Origin of the sequence: Micromonospora fluostatini (assembly GCF_050410825.1) — a bacterium.
Classification (GTDB): domain Bacteria; phylum Actinomycetota; class Actinomycetes; order Mycobacteriales; family Micromonosporaceae; genus Micromonospora; species Micromonospora rosaria.
Map to the genome: position 1 here is coordinate 1,106,820 of NZ_CP191251.1, position 18,274 is coordinate 1,125,093.

At 76.0% G+C, this 18,274-nt stretch carries 15 protein-coding genes; 9 read left to right on the top strand and 6 right to left on the bottom strand.

Annotation, left to right across the window (positions count from 1 at the left end; translation table 11 throughout):
• From ACQUFX_RS05025 to ACQUFX_RS05050, 6 genes are read right to left on the bottom strand one after another with little or no spacing between them, the layout of a single operon-like run.
• Positions 1–1,140: a beta-ketoacyl synthase N-terminal-like domain-containing protein gene (locus ACQUFX_RS05025; protein ID WP_428964844.1), complete on the bottom strand. Its 1,140-nt coding sequence runs from the start codon at positions 1,138–1,140 to the stop codon at positions 1–3.
• Positions 1,130–2,512: a class I adenylate-forming enzyme family protein gene (locus tag ACQUFX_RS05030; protein WP_428964845.1), complete on the bottom strand. Its 1,383-nt coding sequence runs from the start codon at positions 2,510–2,512 to the stop codon at positions 1,130–1,132. Before ACQUFX_RS05030 ends, ACQUFX_RS05025 begins: the two co-directional genes overlap by 11 nt.
• 5 nt (positions 2,513–2,517) lie before the next feature.
• Positions 2,518–4,272: a thiamine pyrophosphate-binding protein gene (locus tag ACQUFX_RS05035; RefSeq protein ID WP_428964846.1), complete on the bottom strand. Its 1,755-nt coding sequence runs from the start codon at positions 4,270–4,272 to the stop codon at positions 2,518–2,520.
• Positions 4,269–4,964, bottom strand: a complete 696-nt coding sequence (locus ACQUFX_RS05040) for a hypothetical protein (protein WP_428964847.1) — start codon at positions 4,962–4,964, stop codon at positions 4,269–4,271. Before ACQUFX_RS05040 ends, ACQUFX_RS05035 begins: the two co-directional genes overlap by 4 nt.
• A complete protein-coding gene (locus tag ACQUFX_RS05045) occupies positions 4,957–6,180 on the bottom strand; it encodes an aldehyde dehydrogenase family protein (RefSeq protein WP_428964848.1) in 1,224 nt (407 codons plus the stop codon). The genes ACQUFX_RS05040 and ACQUFX_RS05045 overlap by 8 nt, the downstream gene beginning before the upstream one ends.
• Positions 6,177–7,130, bottom strand: a complete 954-nt coding sequence (locus ACQUFX_RS05050) for a ribonucleotide-diphosphate reductase subunit beta (RefSeq protein WP_428964849.1) — start codon at positions 7,128–7,130, stop codon at positions 6,177–6,179. Before ACQUFX_RS05050 ends, ACQUFX_RS05045 begins: the two co-directional genes overlap by 4 nt.
• 367 nt (positions 7,131–7,497) lie before the next feature.
• On the opposite strand from ACQUFX_RS05050, the gene ACQUFX_RS05055 reads away from it, so the two are divergent.
• The 9 genes from ACQUFX_RS05055 to ACQUFX_RS05095 all read left to right on the top strand — a co-directional run bounded on the left by ACQUFX_RS05055 (position 7,498) and on the right by ACQUFX_RS05095 (position 18,252).
• Positions 7,498–9,636: a hypothetical protein gene (locus ACQUFX_RS05055; protein ID WP_428964850.1), complete on the top strand. Its 2,139-nt coding sequence runs from the start codon at positions 7,498–7,500 to the stop codon at positions 9,634–9,636.
• Positions 9,633–10,940 carry an MFS transporter gene (locus tag ACQUFX_RS05060; RefSeq protein ID WP_428964851.1) on the top strand — a complete coding sequence of 436 codons (1,308 nt, stop codon included), beginning with the start codon at positions 9,633–9,635 and terminating at the stop codon, positions 10,938–10,940. The genes ACQUFX_RS05055 and ACQUFX_RS05060 overlap by 4 nt, the downstream gene beginning before the upstream one ends.
• Complete coding sequence (locus ACQUFX_RS05065) at positions 10,937–11,782, top strand: glycosyltransferase family 2 protein (protein ID WP_428964852.1); 846 nt, start codon at positions 10,937–10,939, stop codon at positions 11,780–11,782. Before ACQUFX_RS05060 ends, ACQUFX_RS05065 begins: the two co-directional genes overlap by 4 nt.
• A 10-nt stretch (positions 11,783–11,792) precedes the next feature.
• Complete coding sequence (locus ACQUFX_RS05070; protein ID WP_428964853.1) at positions 11,793–12,716, top strand: glycosyltransferase family protein; 924 nt, start codon at positions 11,793–11,795, stop codon at positions 12,714–12,716.
• Positions 12,717–12,739: 23 nt separating this feature from the next.
• A complete protein-coding gene (locus tag ACQUFX_RS05075) occupies positions 12,740–13,438 on the top strand; it encodes a phytanoyl-CoA dioxygenase family protein (RefSeq protein ID WP_428964854.1) in 699 nt (232 codons plus the stop codon).
• Between the two features lie 3 nt (positions 13,439–13,441).
• Positions 13,442–14,485, top strand: a complete 1,044-nt coding sequence (locus ACQUFX_RS05080; RefSeq protein WP_428964855.1) for an NAD-dependent epimerase/dehydratase family protein — start codon at positions 13,442–13,444, stop codon at positions 14,483–14,485.
• 82 nt (positions 14,486–14,567) lie between these two features.
• The gene (locus tag ACQUFX_RS05085; RefSeq protein ID WP_428964856.1) at positions 14,568–15,950 is read left to right on the top strand and encodes a condensation domain-containing protein; all 1,383 of its coding nucleotides are present in this window, start codon (positions 14,568–14,570) and stop codon (positions 15,948–15,950) included.
• Between the two features lie 9 nt (positions 15,951–15,959).
• A complete protein-coding gene (locus ACQUFX_RS05090) occupies positions 15,960–17,012 on the top strand; it encodes a MupA/Atu3671 family FMN-dependent luciferase-like monooxygenase (RefSeq protein ID WP_428964857.1) in 1,053 nt (350 codons plus the stop codon).
• On the top strand, positions 17,005–18,252 hold the full coding sequence (locus ACQUFX_RS05095; protein WP_428964858.1) for a beta-ketoacyl-[acyl-carrier-protein] synthase family protein: 1,248 nt from the start codon (positions 17,005–17,007) through the stop codon (positions 18,250–18,252). The genes ACQUFX_RS05090 and ACQUFX_RS05095 overlap by 8 nt, the downstream gene beginning before the upstream one ends.
• Positions 18,253–18,274 lie beyond the last annotated feature (22 nt).

The following is an 18,274-nucleotide window of genomic DNA, read 5'->3' on the forward strand; positions in this document are numbered from 1 at the left end:
CTATACCCCCCTCGTCCGGTGCCGCAGCAGCACGCTGGCCGTGCTGCCGCCGAAGCCGAAGCTGTTCACCATAGCCAGCCGTCGGCCGGCCAGCGGTGCCGTGGTGGCCGGCAACCAGGCCGGGCCGGCGCGCCGGGACCGTCCCAGGCCGACCGTCGGTGGCGCCGTCCCCGTCCGCAGGGCCGCGCTCGCGGCGACGAGCGCCGGGAAGAACGACGAGTGCAGCAGGTGCCCGACGGCACCCTTGTGCGAGCTGACCGGCACGCCGGCGGGGCCGAGGTCGGCCAGCACCTCGCCCAGGGCGTCCAGCTCGACGTCGTCGCCCTGCGCGGTCCCGGTGGCGTGGGCGTGGACGTAGTCGGGTCGGGCCGGCTCCCCGGCCCCGGCGGGCGGCGCCGCGTCCGCGTCGGCCAGCGCGGCCCGCATGCACCCGGCCAGGTCGGCGGTGGCCGCGGCGGCGGGGAGCGCACCGGCCACCCGCGTGGCACCCCCGGCGACGACGATCTCCCCGGCCGCGCCGGTCGCCGGCCGGAGCACGACCGCGCCGCCTCCCTCGCCGAGCGAGATGCCGGCGCGGGCCGGGTCGAACGGCCGGGCCGGCTCCGGGCTCAACGCCTTGACGACCTCCATCGACCGGTGCTCGTACTCGTTGAGCACGTGCGCGCCGAGCACCACGGCGGTGCCGGTGTGCCCGGAGCGGACCAGGTCCCGCGCCAGCAGCAGCCCGAAGGCCGCTGACGCGCAGGCGTGCGAGACGTACCAGACGGGCACCGTGGGCGGCAGCCGCGCGGTCAGGTCCGGGCCGGTGAACTCCCGCATCCCGGCCGGCCGGTCGGCGCGTTCCGGGGCGGGCGGTGCCTGGCTGGCCGCCACGACCACGGCGTCCGGCGGTACGGCGGACAGCCCGGCCCCGGCCAGCGCCTCGCGCAGCGCGGTCTCGGCGTACCGGAGTTTGCGGGGCTCGTCCGGGTCGGGGGCGGCCGGGTCGTCGACGGGCACCTGGCCGACCACGCCGTAGCCGGGCCGGGTGGCCGGCCGCAGGGCGCTGCGGCCGGCGCAGAGTTCACGCCAGTAGCGCTGCGCGCCGGGCCCGAACGCGGTCACCAGGCCGAGCCCGGCGATCGCCACCTCACCGGTCACCGGGTCCGACCTCCGCCGGGTCGACCGTCCCCGCCAGCGCCCAGGCGCGGATCGTGCGCCGGTCGAGCTTGCCGGAGGCGAGCCGGGGCAGCCGGGGCACGACGGTGACCCGGGCCGGGCGCAGGGCCGGGGGCAGCGCGGCCCGGCAGGCCCGCCCGGCGCGGTCCACCGGGTCGGGCGTGGGCTCCAGCACCAGGTACGCCACCACCCGGTCCCCCCGCCGGGCGTCCGCACCGGGCAGCCCGACCAGGGCGGCCTCCAGCACGCCGGGCTGGTCGACGAGCGCGTCCTCCAGCAGCACCGGCGCGTACGTCCGCCCGTACACGTTGATGATCTCCCGCCGCCGGCCGGTGATGGTGAGCCGGCCGGCGGCGTCGATCTCGCCGAGGTCCCCGGTGTGCAGCCAGCCGTCCACCAGGTGCGCGGCGGTGGCCTGCGGATCGGCGAGGTAGGCCAGCATGACGCTGGGGCTGTGCACGAGCACCTCGCCGTCGGCGCCCAGCCGGACCCGGGTGCCGTCCAGCGGCCGGCCGACCCCGGCCGTGGCCGGCTCGTCGGGGCCGGTGAGCGCCACGTTCGGCCCCGCCTCGGTCAGCCCGTAGCCGTCGTGCAGCGCCCCACCGATCCGGTGGGCGAACTCGTGCCGCAGCCCCGGCGCCAGCACGTCGCCGCCGCAGCCGCGTACCCGCAGCGCGGCGAGGTCCGCCCGCAGCGCGGGGCAGTGGCGGGCCTGGCGCAGCAGCAGCCGGTACATCGCCGGTACGCCGTCCAGGGTGGTGATCCGGTGCTCGGCCAGCCGGCGGGCGACCAGGTCGACGCTGAACCGGCTCTCCACGAACAGGTCCGGCCCGCCGGCGATCCACTGGGCCAGCACGCTGAAGCCGTAGGCGTGGCGGGGGGACAGCGGCAGCAGCAGCGCGTCGGACGGGTCGTATCCCAGCCGGGCGGCGGTGGCCCGGACCTGGTAGCGCATCGCGGCCGGGCTGTGCACCACGATCTTGACGTCGCCGGTGCTGCCGGAGGTGGTGAACAGGTAACCGGCCTGCTCGGGCAGCGGGCCGGCGGCCCGGTCGAGGGGTACCGGCTGCGTCCGCGTCCGCCCGGCGTCGGTCCGTACCCGGGCCGCGACCGGCAGGTGGCGCGCGGGCCCGGCACCGGTCGGGGCGGACCCGCCGAGGTGCAGCGGCGCGCCGAGGCGGTCGGCCGCGAGCGCGGCCACCACGGTGCTCAGCGGCTCCTCGTCGGCGACCCCCAGCGCGTGGCCGGGCCCGACGCCGGCGTCGGCGGCCTCGGCCGCGCACTGCCGGACCAGGGCCGCCAGCGTCGCCTCGGGCACCGGCTCCCCGTCCAGGTGCAGCCGTCCGCGTTCCATCCGGGCTACCCGCCGTCCTGCGGTGGCCCGAGCAGCCGGCGTACCCCCACCGGCACGTCGGTGTCCGGCACCGGGACGCGGACCAGGGCCAGTTCGCCCCGCCCGGCCGCCGCGTGGGCCTCGCGCAGCACCGCGCCGAGGTCGGGGGTGACGGCGAGGTCCGCCGCCCACCCGCCGCAGGCCCGCACCCAGTCGAGCACCGGCACGGGCGTCGGGAACCGGGCCGGCCCGGGCGGCTCGCCGGCGAGCGCCCGCAGGTGCCGGGGCCAGCCGAAGCCCTGGTTGTCGAACATCAGCACGGTGATGCCGAGCCGGCGGGCGGCGGCCGTCGGCAGCGCGTTGACACTGAGCTGCACGGCGCCGTCCCCGGCGAGCACCACCACCGGGCGCTCCGGCGCCGCCGTCGCGGCCCCGATCGCCGCCGCGACGCCGAAGCCCATCATGGTCTGCTCGCCGGGACAGACCACGGTGGCGCCCGCCGCCACGGTCAGCGCGGGCCGGTGGTAGCTCCAGATGTCGTGCAGGCCGTTCTCGTGCACCCAGACCACCCGGTCGCCGTAGACGGCGGCGACCTCGCGCAGCGCCCGGCGCACCGGCGACCGGTCGAGCTGGTCCGCGACCGTGCGGGTGGCACCGGCCCGGACGTCGCGCAGCAGGGCCGCGCGGTCGGCGCGGTCGACCGCGTCGACGTCGTCGTCGGCGATCCGGTCCGCCAGCGCCGCCGCGGTGGCCCCGGCGTCGCCGAGCAGGGCCAGGGCCGGGGGTACGCCGGCGTCGAAGGCCCGTACGTCCAGGTCCACCTGCACCAGCGCGGCCCGGGACAGGCCCGGCCAGTCCATCCGGACGGTCTCCTCCAGCCGGCTGCCCAGCGCCAGCACCACGTCGGCCCTCTCCAGCAGCGCGTCCACCGGGGGCGTGGCGTACAGGCCGGCGCAGCCGAGCGACAGCGGGTGCCGTTCGTCGACCACCCCGCGACCGGCGGCGGTGGTGACGATCGGCGCGTGCAACCGCTCGGCGAGGCGCACCACGGCGGCGGCCTGGTCACCCCAGCGGGTGCCGCCGCCGGCCAGGATCACCGGCAGCCGGGCCCCGGTCAGCAGCCGGGCGGCCCGGTCCAGGTCGGCGGCGGGCGGGACGGCGACCAGCCGCCGGGCCGGTGCGACCGGCTCCCCGGCCGGGTCGACGACCTCGCGGGCCACCTCGTCGGTGACCTCGACGACGGTCACCCCCGGTCGGCCGGCGACCGCGAGCGCGACCGCCCGGCGGACGGCCCAGACCAGCCGGTCGGGCCGTTCCACCAGGGTGTACCAGGTCAGCAGCGGGTCGGCCATGGCCGCCTGGTCGACGTACTGGAAGGCGCCCCGGCCGAGCTGGGCACCGGGGGCGCGGGTGGTCACCACGACCACGGGCGCGCAGAGGCTGGCGGCCTCGGAGAGCCCGGCCAGCGCGTTGACGAAGGCCGGGCCGGTGGTCAGCGCGAGGACGGCCGGCGCGCCGGAGGTCAGCGCGTGGCCGGCGGCGGCGCAGGCCGCGACGCGCTGGTCGGCGACGGCCACGGCGGTCAGGTCGGGATGCGCCTCGGCCGCGTCGAGCAGGCCCGGCTCGTCGGTGGGCAGGCCGAAGACCGCCCGGCACCCGGCGCGGGCCAGGGTGTCCGCCAGCACGGCCCAGGCCGGCCCGGCGGCGGGTGCCGGGGCGGCGTCGGCTGGCGCAGCGGCGGTCGGTTCCCCGGCGGCGGCGGTGGTGGGTCCGGCGGTCACGGCTGCCGTCCCCACAGCGTCGCGGTGGCCACGAAGTCCGGTGTCCCGTCACCGGCCGCTGCCCTGTCGTCGGCGGCCCGGACGGTGCCGGCGGGCGCGTCGGCACCGGCCGGGGCGGGCGTACGGGCCGGGGCGGCGGCCCGCAGCTCACAGTGCACCAGCGGCGAGCGGATCCGGCGCAGGGCCGCCACGGCGGCCCGGGCGGCGGGCCCGTGGGCGTCGGCGCCGGCCAGGATCACCGCGTCCCCCGGCCAGCCGGCGCCGGCGTCGAAGGTCCGCAGCAGCTCGGCGGTCTCCAACCGGATCGAGTCCGACGGGCGCAGCCGTCGGCTGGTGTCCCGGCACCGCCCCGCGTACCGGTCGGCGGCCCAGGCGCAGTACGCGTCGGCCGCGAAGACCAGCGCGACACCGGTCCGCCGGCCCGGTGGCAGGTGCGCCAGCACGCTGCCGAGCACCCGGTGCACCAGCTCCGGCGCCGTGGCGCAGCCCGGGTGACGGGCCGTCGTCACCGGGTCGCCGGCCCCGGCGGGCTCGACCGGGTCCGGCAGCGCCCCGGTGGCACCGGTCGACCGGGCGAGCACGACGACCGGACCGGCCCCGGCGCGGGCCACCGGCGGCGGGTCGGCTGGCGGCGCGCCGGCCGGCGGGGGCGCGGCGGTGGACGGTGTCCGCGTCGGTGTCGGCTCAGGCATGGAGCACCGCACCGGAGGGTCGGGCGCGCAGCGCCTGCCCGGCCGGCCCCAGCTCGGCGGAGAGCAGCAGGGGACGCGCCGACACCAGGTCGCCCCGGCGCACGGAGTTGGCCTCGATGCCGTACCCGCCGAACGGCCGGTTGCCGTCCTCGACGTCGAGGGTGGTCACCCCCGACAGGACCACGCTGGTGCCGAGCACCCCGTCGGGCAGGCCGGTCTCGCCGTACACCGAGACGTACATGCCGCGTCGCCGCTGCGGGGCCGACTCCAGCCAGGCCCGGATCTGCCCGGCGTGGTCGTACTCGACCAGGTCGAAGACGGGCGCGAAGAACTCGGGTGGCTGGACGTCGGCCGTCCACGGCCGCAGCAGCACGGTCGGCTCGACGAGCAGCCGGTCCCGGTCCACCCGCCCGCCGCTGCGCACGTACCGGGCGTGCTGCTCCAGGTACTGCTCCAGCGGGGGCAGGACGTCCGGGTAGGTCAGCGCCGACACGACGGTGTCCGGCCGGGCGCGGGGACCCACGGCCAGTCGCCCGACCGACCGGACCAGCCGCTCCGTCAGCTCGGCCGCCACCGCGCGGTGCACGAAGACCACGTCGGGGCAGAGGCAGTCCTGACCGGAGTTGTACAGCCGGGCGCGCAGCAGGTCCGGCACGACCTGTTCCGGGTCGCCGTCCGGGCCGACCACCACCGGGTTCGGCCCGGAGCCGAAGGTCAGCAGCAGGGTCTGCGGGGACAGGCTGGCGGCCACGCTGTCGGCGTTGGCCGGCTGCCCGGTGAAGACGGCCACGTCGGCGTCGCGGTGCCGGGTGAGGAACTCCCGCTGGGAGGCGTGCGCCAGCGTCACCGGCGTCGGGCGGGGCATCGCCGGGTCCGCGCTGAGGATCCGGTGCACCGCCGCGGTCGTCGAGGCCACCCGGCTGGACGGCCGGGCCACCACCTCCCGGCAGTACAGCGCCGGGACCAGCCCGAACAGCACGTACGAGTAGAGGACGTTGTTCGACGGCAGGAAGACGATGAGCTGGTCCCGCTCGGCGGGGCGGTTCTGGGCCAGCTCCCACTGCGCCCCGGCCAGCGCGCGGATGGACCGGCGGATCTCGTCCACGGCGGCGCTGTGGGTGGCGACCTGCACGAGGGCGTCCAGCAGCGCGTCGTGGTTGCGGCGGATCACGTCGATGGCCAGCAGGTCGAGGTCGGTACGGCGGACCGGGCTCACCGGATCGCCTCCTGCGGCTCGGCGGCCAGGGCGCGGCGGGTGACGTGCTCGACGTACGGCTCGGGCAGGTCCAGCCGGCGCATCGCGCGGCCCAGCCGCCGGGCGCAGAGCTGCGCGCTGGCCTGGATGTGTCGGGCCTGCGCCCGGGTCGGGGCGTCCACCGCGTCGATCCACACCGTCAGCGTGGCGGCCTCCTCGATCGTCTCGCTGATCTCGTCGGCGTACCCGGCGGCCACCGCCTCGCGCAGGGTGTGGATCCCGTAGTTGACGTGCCGGGACTCGTCCCGCGTCATGGCGATGAACGCGGTGGTGAGGCCGGGCAGCCCGGGGAGTTGCTTGAGCAGGCGGATCATGGCGGTCTGCCCGGCGACGGCCAGCACCTCCTCGGTGATGAGGTGGAAGAGCGTGACCGTCCGCAGCCACCGCCGGTAGTCGCCGGGGTGGGCCTGGAGGTCGGTGACGATGCGGGTCTCCAGGGCGGCCAGGCGCCGGTGGGCCGGCGTGACGGCCAGCCACGCCTCGTCCAGCAGCCGGCGGGTGTCCAGGTCGAGGCCGAGCAGTTCGGTGCCGAGCCGCAGCATCAGCCGGGTGTGCCGTGCCTCGTCGGCGACCTGGGTGCCCAGGAAGAGCAGGTCGGCCTCGGCGGGGGCGCCGGCCAGGATCGGGCCGAGCAGGTCCAGGCCGGTGTACTCGCCCACGATGAAGGTGTGGATCGTGGCGGTCAGGTACCGGCGGTGGCCCTCGGCGAGCTGGTCGAACCGGTCCCGGTCCGGCTCCAGCGGGATGTCCTCGGCCCGCCACTGCTGCCGTTCCCAGCGCTCGTAGAGGTTGGCCGGCGACGGCCGGTACGTCGCCAGCGCCTCGCGGTGTCGCAGGATCTCGGAGACGGGGACGTGGGGCAGGTCGTCGAGTCGCGCTTCGTCGAGCAGCAGTGTGCTCCACCTTGTCATGATCAACCTTCCGGGAGGTTATCGACAATGCCCCTGGCCAGTGCGTGAATACCGCGCGCTGCGACCACTCCCGGTTCCCCCGCGCCGAAAAACACCGCCTGATTGGGCGACAGTAGTCAATGTCATTGCATTACTGAGTGTCCGTTGAAGTCGATTAAAAGTGTCGCCGATCACCCGATGCTCGGAGAGTAGCATGACGATCGATGTCTGCGTCAGTCCTCAGTGGTGCTCGTCCCGGATCGACGGGAAAGCCTTTTCTCCAGGGGTGATCGTTTGCTAGGGTCGGTCGGGTGGTCGACCGGCGGTCGGCGCTGACAGTCGTGCGAATCCAGGTAAGACAATGCATATTGAGTCAGAAAACGGGGGCATGTCCGACCGCAGATACCTCCTGCATCCTGCGACGGTCAGCGCGGACGCGGGTAATTACGTGGAGCTCAGTCGGGCCGACGATCGGCTGTGCGTGGACCAGGAGTTGGCGGCGGCGTGCGCCGCGCTCGCCCGGGCCCCGCACTCGGTCGCGCAATTCGACGACCTGCTGCCCCGGCCCGGCGTCGGGGAGCGGCTGCTGTCCCTGCTGCTGTCGCGCGGCCTGGCCTGCGCCGCGCCGCCCCCACCCGGCACCCGGTCGCCCGGGGCCGCCACCGGTCACCTGCCGGCGACCACGCCCGACGACGCCGGCCGGTCACCCGCCGCGCCGTCCGGCGGCCCGCTCGCCGCCGCCGCGTCCGCGCGGTACGTCCAGCCGAACCCCCTGCGGGTGGCCGACCTGGCCGCCGCCGGGCCCGGAGCGCCGCGCCCCCTGCGGGTGTTGCTGATCGGCGGCTGTGTGCTCCAGTTCGCCGAGGACTCCCTGGTCCGCGCCGCCGCCCGGCGGGGGCTCGACGTGCGGACCACCCACCGGTGGCCCGACTCCTGGCGGGACCAGCCCCTCGACGACGTGGACCTGATCGTCTTCCAGCCGACCACCATCCACTTCCTGGCACCCCTGTGGGACGACGGCCCGTACCGCTCAGGCGACGACCGGCGACGGCGGCTGACCGCCCTGGTCCGGGTGCTGCGCACGACCGTGACGGAGCTGGCGCGGGCCGCGGGTGACCGCCCCGTCCTGGTGCACAACGTCGCCGCGCCGGCCGTCTCCCCGTTCGGGCGCACCGACTTCCGGCAGCCGGTCAACGTCCGCGACATCGTGTACGCGGTCAACAGCGAACTGGACCGGTGCGCCCAGGCGCACCCCACCGTGCTCGTCGTCGACGAGCAGGCGCTGGCCGCCCGGCACGGCGCCGCCCACCTCCTCGACGACCTGGTGTTCCCGTACGCGCACCACGGCGGCGCGGTCGACCCGGCCGTGGAGCAGCCACACCAGACCGGGCCGCTGAGCGACCTGCTGGCCGAGGAGTACGTCGCGCTGTACCTGCTGCACACCGGCGCCGACCGGATCAAGTGCGTCGCGGTCGACCTGGACGGCACGTTGTGGCCCTCGGTGGCGGCCGAGGACGGGTTCGGCTGGCTGGACCGGGACACCACCAGTCGCTGGCTGCACCTGGGCCTGCACCAGGCGCTGCGGATCCTGCGGCACCGGGGCATCCTGCTGGTCAGCCTGAGCAAGGGCACCGAGGAGGTCACCCTGGGGCTGTGGCGGCAGCACGCGGCGGGCCTGCCGCTCGGGCCGGACGACTTCGTCGCCCACCGGATCAACTGGCAGCCCAAGTCGGCCAACCTCGCCGCGCTCTGCGCCGACCTGGGCATCGCCCACCACCAGGTCCTCGTCCTCGACGACCACCCGGTCGAGCGGGCCGAGATCCGGCACGCCCTGCCGGACGTGCACGTCCTCGACGCGCCGGTGGCCGACTTCCGCCGGCTGCTGCTCAGCGACCCGCGCTGCGAGGTGCCCTGGTCCACCCCGGAGGGGGCCGCCCGGTCGGACACCACCCGGGCGGTGCTGGCCCGCCAGGCGGTCGAGGCGCGCGCCGCCGACCGCGCCGACTTCCTGCGGGAGCTGGGGATCCGGCTCACCGTCCGGCCCGCCGTCGCCGCCGACGCGGCCCGCCTGGCGGAGCTGTTCAGCCGGACCACGCAGTTCACCACCACGGCCCGCCCGCTCACCGAGGCCCAGGTGCGCCACCTGCTGGACCGCCCGGACGCCGCCGTCTTCGCGCTCACCGTGCGCGACCGCTTCGCCGACTACGGGCTGACCGGGGCGCTGGTGCTGGAGGGGGAGACGGTCACCGCGATGGCGGTGAGCTGTCGGGTGCTCGGCCTGGACGTGGCCGTACCGTTCCTCGTCGCCGCGGTCCGCGCGGCCGGCCGCGCGCACGCCGGCCTGCGCGGGCTGGTGGTCCGCACGCCCCGCAACGAGCCGGCCCGCACGGTCTTCACCCAGGCCGGGCTGGTCGAGGTGGCCGACGGCGAACACACGCTGCGCGACCCGGCCCACCTGGCCGACCCGGGGGCCCATCCCGGGCACGTCGAGGTGCAGGCGCCGGCCGCGACGGGGGCGGCCCGATGACCCGGCACGCCGACGCGCCCCCGGACCTGACCACCCGGTCGCTGCTGCGCAACGGCCCGTTCGTCCGGCTGACCCTGTCGCTGTTCCTGCTCCGGCTGGGCACCGGGATGACCACCGTCGGCCTGCCGTTGCTGGTGCTCGACCGGTACGGCCTGGGCCTCGACGTCGGCCTGGCGCTGGGCATCCGGTTCCTGCCCAACATCTTCCTCGGCGCGGCCGTCGGCCACATCACCGACCGGTACGATCCGCGCCGCGTCGCGGTCTACAGCGCGTTGGCCAGCGCGGCCGTGGTCGCGCTGTTCCCGTTCACCACGGCGATGTGGCAGATCCAGGTCCTCGCGTTCCTCGTCGGGCTGTCCTTCATGTTCGGCGTGCCCACCCGGATGGCGCTGCGGCCCGCGGTCATGCCCAGCGGCAGCGAACTACGCGGCAACAGCCTGCTGGTGACCAGCGAGCGGCTGACCAGCTTCCTCGGCCCGGCCACGGCGGGACCGATCGTCGCCTTCGCCGGCATCGGCTGGCTGTTCGGGGTGGAGGCGGTGACCGCCGTGCTGGCGGCGGTGCTGCTGCTGGGCCTGCCGCCGGTGCCCCGCCCGGACGCGGCCGCCGGGTCGCCCCCGGCGGGACCGGGCGACGCGCCCGCGCCGACCGGCGGACGCCGGTCCGTCGGCCGGGTCGCCTGGGACCTGGTCCGCCGGGTGCTGATCACCAGCCCCCGCGAGTTGGCCGGGCTGGTCCGCCGGGACCGGCTGATGCTGGCGCTGACGGTCACGGCCTTCACCTACGTGGCCGCGGTCAGCCTGGGGCGGGTGTTCCTGACCGCCTTCGAGACCGAGCGGTGGCCGGACTCCGGCGCGTTCGCGTACGCGCTGGCCGCCATGGGCGTGGGCGGGGTGCTCGGCGGCCTGCTGGGCGGGCGGCTCGGTCGCCTCCCCGCCGGCTGGCTCTACCTGCTCGCCAACGTGGTGGAGGGGCTGTGCTGGCTGGTGATGCCGCTGGCCGGCTCGGTGGTGGTGCTGATCGGGCTGACCTTCGTGGCGGGCGTGCTGGAGTCGGTGGCCACGGTGGTCTTCTTCGCCGAGGTGCAACGCCGGCTGCCCGCCTCCCACATGGGCCGGTACTACGCCGGCCTGGTCCCGTTGACGGACCTGTTCGTGGCCATCGGGTTCATCGGCGGCGCGCCCGCCGTGGGGCTGCTCGGGCTGGGCTGGTCGGCGGTGCTGATCACGCTGCTGATGGCCGTGCCGGTGCTCGCCTTCACCCGGTCGTTCGTCCGGGTGTCACCCGCCGGGGGGCCGCCGTGACATCCCCGCCCCTGGTCAGCGTCGTGACGCTCACCCGCGACCGGCCCCGCCAACTGCGCCGCGCGATGGCGTCCGTGGTGGCCCAGCGCGGCGTCCGGGTGGAGCACATCGTGCTCGGCGACGACTGCCCGTACCTGGGCGACCCGGCGGCCGGCGAGTCGCTGCGGCGACAGTTCCCGGCGGCGGTGCTCCGGGTGGTCCACGGCTCGGCGGACGACGGGGAGTACCTGCCCGCCCGGCTGGCCCGGCTGCGCAACGAGGGCATCGGGCTGGCCAGCGGCGAGTACGTCGCGCAGCTCGACGACGACAACGCCTACCACCCGGAGCACCTGCGCTCCCTGGTGGACGCGCTGGCCGCCGAGCCGGGCGCGCAGGTGGCACACAGTTGGCGGCGGCTGCTCACCGAGGACGGCCGGCCGTTCGTGCCGGACGGGGAGGATCCCTGGCACCCCGATCCGCAGCAGCGGGCCGAGTCGTACCGGCAGCTCGTCGGGTGGGGCGTGCTGGAGCCGGGGTCCAACGTGGTGCGCGACACCCTGCGGGCGGCCGGCATCCCGATCACCCGGGTGGACACCAGCGAGTACCTGGTCCGCCGCGACCTGCACGCACGCATCCCGTTCCCGACCCGGTACCCGTCCTGGCGGCGACGCCGCGGCTACACCGAGGACCTGGCCTTCAGCATCGAGCTGGTCCGCCAGGGCGTGCCGGTGACCTGTTCGCAGCGGGCGACGCTGGACTACTACATGGGCGGCTACTCCAACGCCGACGCCGGATCGGTCCGCCAGGTGACCGGCCCGGACGACGCGGGGGCGACCGACGAGCGAGAGGGGCTGGTCCGATGAGGTGGACGGCGTGAGCCCGGCGGGCACCCCGGCGGCGTTCCGGGTGACACTGACCGCCACGGCGGGTTTCCTGCCGTACGTCGCGGCGGCGATCGCCTCGCTGCGCGAGCACAACCGGTCCGTGCCGGTCACCGTCTTCGCCGACGAGCCCTCGCCCGTGCTCACCCGCCTCGCCGACCTGCTCGACGTCGACGTCGAGGTGGTGCCGGTGGGCCCGGACGACCTGGCCGGCGCCCGGCCGGCCGACGCCGAGTCGATCCGGTCCCGGATTGTCAAGATCACCTCGATGGCGCGGGCCCGCACCGCGCAGCACCTGTACCTCGACTCGGACACCATCGTCCGCGCCGACATCGGGCTGATGGCCACCGAACTGGGCCCCGGGGTCGACCTGTACTCGCTGCTCAACCGGCCCGTCGCGCCGACCCTCTGGGGGGACCGGCGGCTCTACTTCACCGACCCGGACATCGACCGGGCCGGCGTGCTGGAGCTGGTGCACCGGACCTTCGGCGTCCGCCTGCCCGCCGCCGCGCTCGACGAGATGCACTGCTGGAACAGCGGCATCCTGCTCGGCTCGGCACCGGCCCTGCGCCGGATCGCCGACCGGTGGCTGCGGCACTACCGGGCGATGCTGCCGATGGCGGCGGCCGGCGTGATGATCCCGCGCGACCAGTTGGGCTTCTGGCTGACGATGTGGGAGCTGCGCCACGACCTGCGCGTCGAGGAGATGCCGGTGCGGTGGAACTTCATGGCCGGGCACCTGGTGCCGGTGCCCGTCGGCACCGGGCACCTCGACGAACGGGCGTACCGCGACGCCGCGATCCTGCACCTGGCCCAGAACAAGTCCGACCCGTGGGCACGGCACCTGGTCTCCGGGGCGCTGGAGCGCAGCGGCGCGGCCGAGGTGTTGACCCAGGCGGGCATCAGCGCGCGGTGACCCGGGCGCGGAGAGGAGAGAACATGGGCACCCACGGGGGAGGCGCCGCCACCCGCGAGTACGTCGTGGCACCCGACTGGCTGCCGCCGCAGTGGTGTGACCGGCTGCGCGCCGGCCTCGACGACCTGGCCAGCACCGAGCCGGGCCGCAAGCGGCTCATGCCGCACCCGCCGTTCCTGCGGCTGCTCGCCGAGGGGGTGCTCGACCCGCTGGTCCGGCCGGTGCTCGGCGACACCTACCTGTTCCACCACGCCAACGGCATGCGGCTGACCCGGGGCGAGGGCAAGGCCTGGCACCACGACTACGACAGCGACCAGCCCTGGGACGGCCGGTCCGACACCGCCATGGTGCACGTCATGATCTACCCCGCCGGCCTCACCGCCGACAACGGCCCGCTGGTGCTGCGCCCCGACACGCACACGGCCCGGGTGCCCCGGCACCACCCCAACCGGTACGGCTTCGAGGTGGGACCGGACGACGTCACCGTCGTCGGCGGCGCCGGGACGGTGGCCGTGGTCAACTCCGCCACCTGGCACATGCGCCCGCCCAGCCCGCACGGCAGCGTGCGCTACTACCTCAACTACAGCTTCATCGGGCCGGGCGCCGCCGCCCGACCCGAGCGCGACGAGTACCACGACCTGCTGGCCACGCTGCCCACCCTGGTGGACGACCCCGCCGGGGCGGCGCGGCTGTCCGCGCTCTGCCGCCGGCACGCGAGCTGACCGATGGCTGACCGACACCCCGGGCACGGGCTGCCGCCGAGGTCCCGGGTCCTGGTGACCGGCGCGGCCGGGTTCATCGGCTCGCACCTGGTCGACGCCCTGCTGGCCGACGGGCACCACGTGGTGGGGCTGGACCTGCGGGCCCCCGACGGGCACCGGCCGGCCGGCCCCGCCGCCACGCCCGCCCGCCCCGGCTACACCCCGCTGCTGTCCGACATCACCACCGACGACCTGGCACCGGCCGTCGAGGGCTGCGACACCGTCTTCCACCTGGCCGCCATCCCCGGGGTACGCCCCTCCTGGGACGCCTTCCGCCGGTACGCCGAGACGAACGTCCTGGGCACCCAACGGGTCGCCGAGGCGTGCCTGGCCGGGTCCGTCCGGCGGTTGGTCTACGCCTCCTCGTCCAGCGTGTACGGGCTGGTCGGCGGCCCCAGCCGGGAGGACCAGGCGACCGCCCCGGCCTCGCCGTACGGGGTGTCCAAACTGGCCGGGGAGCAACTGTGCCACGCGTACGCCGCGCGTCCCGGGCACCCGACGACCGTCGTCGCGCTGCGCTACTTCACCGTGTACGGGCCCCGCCAGCGGCCGGACATGGCGATCGGCCGGCTGCTGACCGCCGCCGCCACCGGCGAGCCGTTCCCGCTCTACGGCGACGGCAGCCACCGGCGGGACTTCACCTTCGTCTCCGACGTGGTGGCCGCGACCGTCGCCGCCGCGTCGGCCGACCTGACCGCCGGCGGCCCGGCCGCCCGGAGCGCGCCCGGTGGCGCGCCGCCCCGCTCGGTGACGGTGAACGTCGGCGGCGGCGCGAGCGTGCCGATGACCGAGGTGGTGGACCTGGTGGAACGGGTGACGGGGCGACCGGTCCGGCTGGACCGGCTGCCCGAGCGCGACGGTGACGTGCCGGCCACCGCCGCCGACCTGACCGTGGCCGCCCGGGTGCTCGGCTACCGGCCGCGCGTCGGACCGGCCGAGGGGATGGCCCGGCACGCCCGCTGGCTGCGCCGCGTCGAGTCCACCGCCGCCCTGTCGGGGACCCGGTGACCGCCCGCCGCACCCGCCCGGCCCGGTCCGGCCGGACCACACCGGCACCCGTGGACACGGCGGCCGAGTCAGGGAGGCGCACGTGACCCCGGAGCCGATCGCCGCGTACGGCATGCAGCGGGAGTTCTGCCTGCGCGCCACCCTCGACGAGGCCGGCCACCCGCGCCGCCCACCGGTCAACCCGGTGTGGGACGCCTTCCACCTCCACGGCGACCTGCACGAGGACCACTTCCGGACCGCGCTGCGGCTGGTGACGGAGGCGGTGGACGTGTTCACCGCGCGGCTGCGCGGCGGCGCCGACGGCTTCCGGTTCGTGCCGGAGGACGGGGCCGCCGCCGTGTCGGTCGAGCAGGTCGACCTGCGCGGCTGCGCGGGCGACCGGCACCGGGCCCGGCTCGGCCTGCACCTGATGCGCAGCTACACCCCGCTGATCGACATGCAGGACGGTCCGCTGGCCGCGGTGACGCTGATCCGGGAGGCCGACGACCGGCACGTGCTCGCGATGGCGATCGACCACACCGTCGCCGACCAGCAGAGCATGGCCGCGATCCTGCGCACGGTCGGCCGGGTCTACCAGGCGCTGCTGGACGGGGACCCGGCGCAGGCGGCCCGCGCGGCCCGGACACCGTCGTTCCTCGCGTACGCCCGCAGCGTGGCCGCGGACCGCGACGGCCTCGCCGAGACGGACCGGTTCTGGGCCCCCGCGCTGGCCGAGCCGCCGCCCCGGGTGACGTTCCCCGGCGGCGGGTGGAAACCGTGGCAGCAGCGGCAGGCCACCGGCAACCACTTCGTGGCGCTCCCGCTCGACGAGGGACGGGCGCTGACCGACCTCGGCGCCCGCACCGGCGCGTCGCTGGCCCACCTGTTCCAGGCGGCGGTCTCCCTCGCGCTGCTCGCCGCCTTCGACGGGGAGTTCCTGCCGGTGACCGCGCACCGGCACGGCCGCGTCCGCGCCACCCTGCGGCTGCCCGGCCCGCTGTGGGAGACCCTGATCACCCGTCCGCCCGCCGCCGACGCGACGGGCGGCACGGTCGGCGACTGGGTGGCCGGGTTCGTCGCCGCCAACGCCGGCGCCCCGCCGCTGCGCAGCCGGGCGCTGGTGGACTACGCGACGCTGGACACGGTGATGGAGCTGCGCCGGGTGACGGTCAACGTGTACCCCACCACCCGGCCGATCCCGATCGGGCCGCTGCGGGCCGTCCCGCTGCCCAACGAGGAGCTGGCCGCCGCCCGCCCGCACCCGATCCACCAGCGCACCGTGCTGCCCCACAACACCGGCCTGCGGCTGTTCGCGCTGCGCGGCGGACGGCTGGAGGTGGCACTGCACCACGACCCGGAGGACCTGCCCGACGCCGAGGTGTTCCTGGCCGTCATCCGCCGGGCCGCGACCGTGCTGACCTCCGCCGCCGACCTGCCGCTCCAGCAGTGGATCAAGGAGGCCGGCCAGACCTGGGGCTCCGGATGAGCCCGGCCCGTGACCGAGCGCACCTTCGGGGGACCGATGGACTTCAGCCTGCTCTACTTCGCCAACCGTGAGGCGACCGACCCGCCGCGCGAGTACGACCTGCTCATCCAGACCGCCCGGTTCGCCGACAGCCACGACTTCACCGCGCTGTGGGTACCCGAGCGGCACTTCCACCCCTTCGGCGGCTCGTACCCGAACCCGGCGCTGGCCGCCGCGGCGCTGGCCGTGTCCACCAGCCGCATCCGGCTGCGGGCCGGCAGCGTGGTGCTGCCCCTGCGCGACCCGGTGACCGTGGTGGAGGACTGGGCGTTCGTCGACAACCTCTCCGGCGGGCGGGTCGACCTGGCGCTGGCCACCGGCTGGATCGCGAACGACTTCGTGCTCGCCCCCGACCGGTTCGCCGGACGCCGGCAGTTCGTGATCGACAACATCCCGGTGCTGCGGGACCTCTGGGCGGGTACCCCGATCACCCGGCCCAACGGCGAGGGCCAGGACACCGAGTTCCGGACCTTCCCCCGGCCCCTCCAGCGGGACCTGCGGCTCTGGCTGACCTGCACGTCCGGGGTGGAGACCTTCGTGCTCGCCGGCACCCACGGGCTGAACGTGCTCACCGGGCTGCTGGTGCAGCGGGTCGACCAGCTCGCCACCAAGATCCAGGCGTACCGGGAGGCCCGCCGGGCGGCCGGCCACGACCCGGACGGGGGCACCGTCACGCTGATGCTGCACACCTTCGTGCACGAGTCCGACGAGCGGGTACGGGAGGTCATCCGGGAGCCCTTCGTCCGCTACCTGCGCTCCTCGGTCAACCTGTGGCGTCACCAGTGGCCCGAGCTGGCCAGCTCCGACCTGGACCGGCTGTCCAGCTTCGCGTTCGAACGGTACTTCGGCACGTCGGCGCTGTTCGGGTCGGTGGAGAAGTGCGTCGGCCTCGTCGAGCACCTGGCGGAGATCGGGGTGACCGAGGTGGCCTCGCTCGTCGACTTCGGCGTCGACGAGGACCAGGTGCTGGCCGCCCTGCCGTACCTGGACGCGGTCCGCCGGAAGGTGCGCGGCGGTGACTGAGCAGGGGCCGCGCCGGGTCGTGGTCACCGGCTGCGGCGTGGTGTCCCCGATCGGGTCGACCACCGCGCAGTTCTGGGCCGGGCTGCTGGCCGGGCGCAGCGGCATCGGCCCCCTGCGCCGGATCGACGCGACGGCGCTGCCGGTGCGCATCGGCGGCGAGATCCACGACTTCGACCCGGCCCCCTACATGCCCCGGACGCTCAGCCGCCGCATCGACCCCTACGCCCAGTACGCGATCGCGGCGGCGGCGCAGGCGGTCGCGCAGGCCGGGCTGCCGGCCGACGGCGACCTCGGGCCCCGGGCCGGCGCGTTCGTCGGCACGGCGGTCGGCCCCACCCAGCTCTGCGTGGACGGCGCGCTGGCGTCGCAGCGGCGGGGACACCGGGCGGTCAGCCCGCACTTCTTCGCCGTCAGCGGGCAGGACCACGCGGTCAACGAGATCGCCCTGCGGTACCGGATCCAGGGCCCCACGATGTCGGTGGCCACCGGCTGCGCGACGGGCACCACCTGCGTCGGCGAGGCGATGCGGCTGATCCGGGCCGGTGTCGCGGACGTCATGCTGGCCGGCGGCGCGGACGCCCCGCTCACCGTCCTCGACGTCGGCGCGGCGGCGATGGCGGGGGCGCTGTCGCGCCGCAACGACGACCCGCAGCGGGCCAGCCGGCCCTTCGACACCGGCCGGGACGGGTTCGTGATGAGCGCGGGCGCGGCCGTTCTCGTGCTGGAGGAGGCCGGGCACGCCCGGGACCGGGGCGCCACGATCCTGGCGGAGCTGACCGGGTACGGGGCGACGACCGACGGGTACCACCTCACCGCGCCGCAGCCCGAGGGGCTCGGCAGCGGCCGGGCGATGGCGGCGGCGCTGGCCGACGCGGGCATCGGCCCGGCCGACGTCGACCACGTCAACGCGCACGGTACGGGCACCCGGCTGAACGACAGCGTGGAGGTCCGGGCGATCCGGCGGGTCTTCGGCGACCACGCCACCCGCGTGCCGATCACCGCCAACAAGTCGATGACCGGGCACATGCTCGGCGCCGCCGGGGCCGCCGAGCTGGTCGCCACCGTGCACACGGTCCGGACCGGCCGCATCCCGCCGACGATCAACTGCGACGAGCCGGAGGACCCGGAGCTGGACCTCGTCCGGGACCGGCCCCGGGAGCACCCGGTACGCCGCGCGATGACCAACTCCTTCGCGTTCGGCGGGCACAACGCGGTCCTGGTCGTTCAACGGTGGCCGTGAAACCAGGGGATGGAGAGGGAGG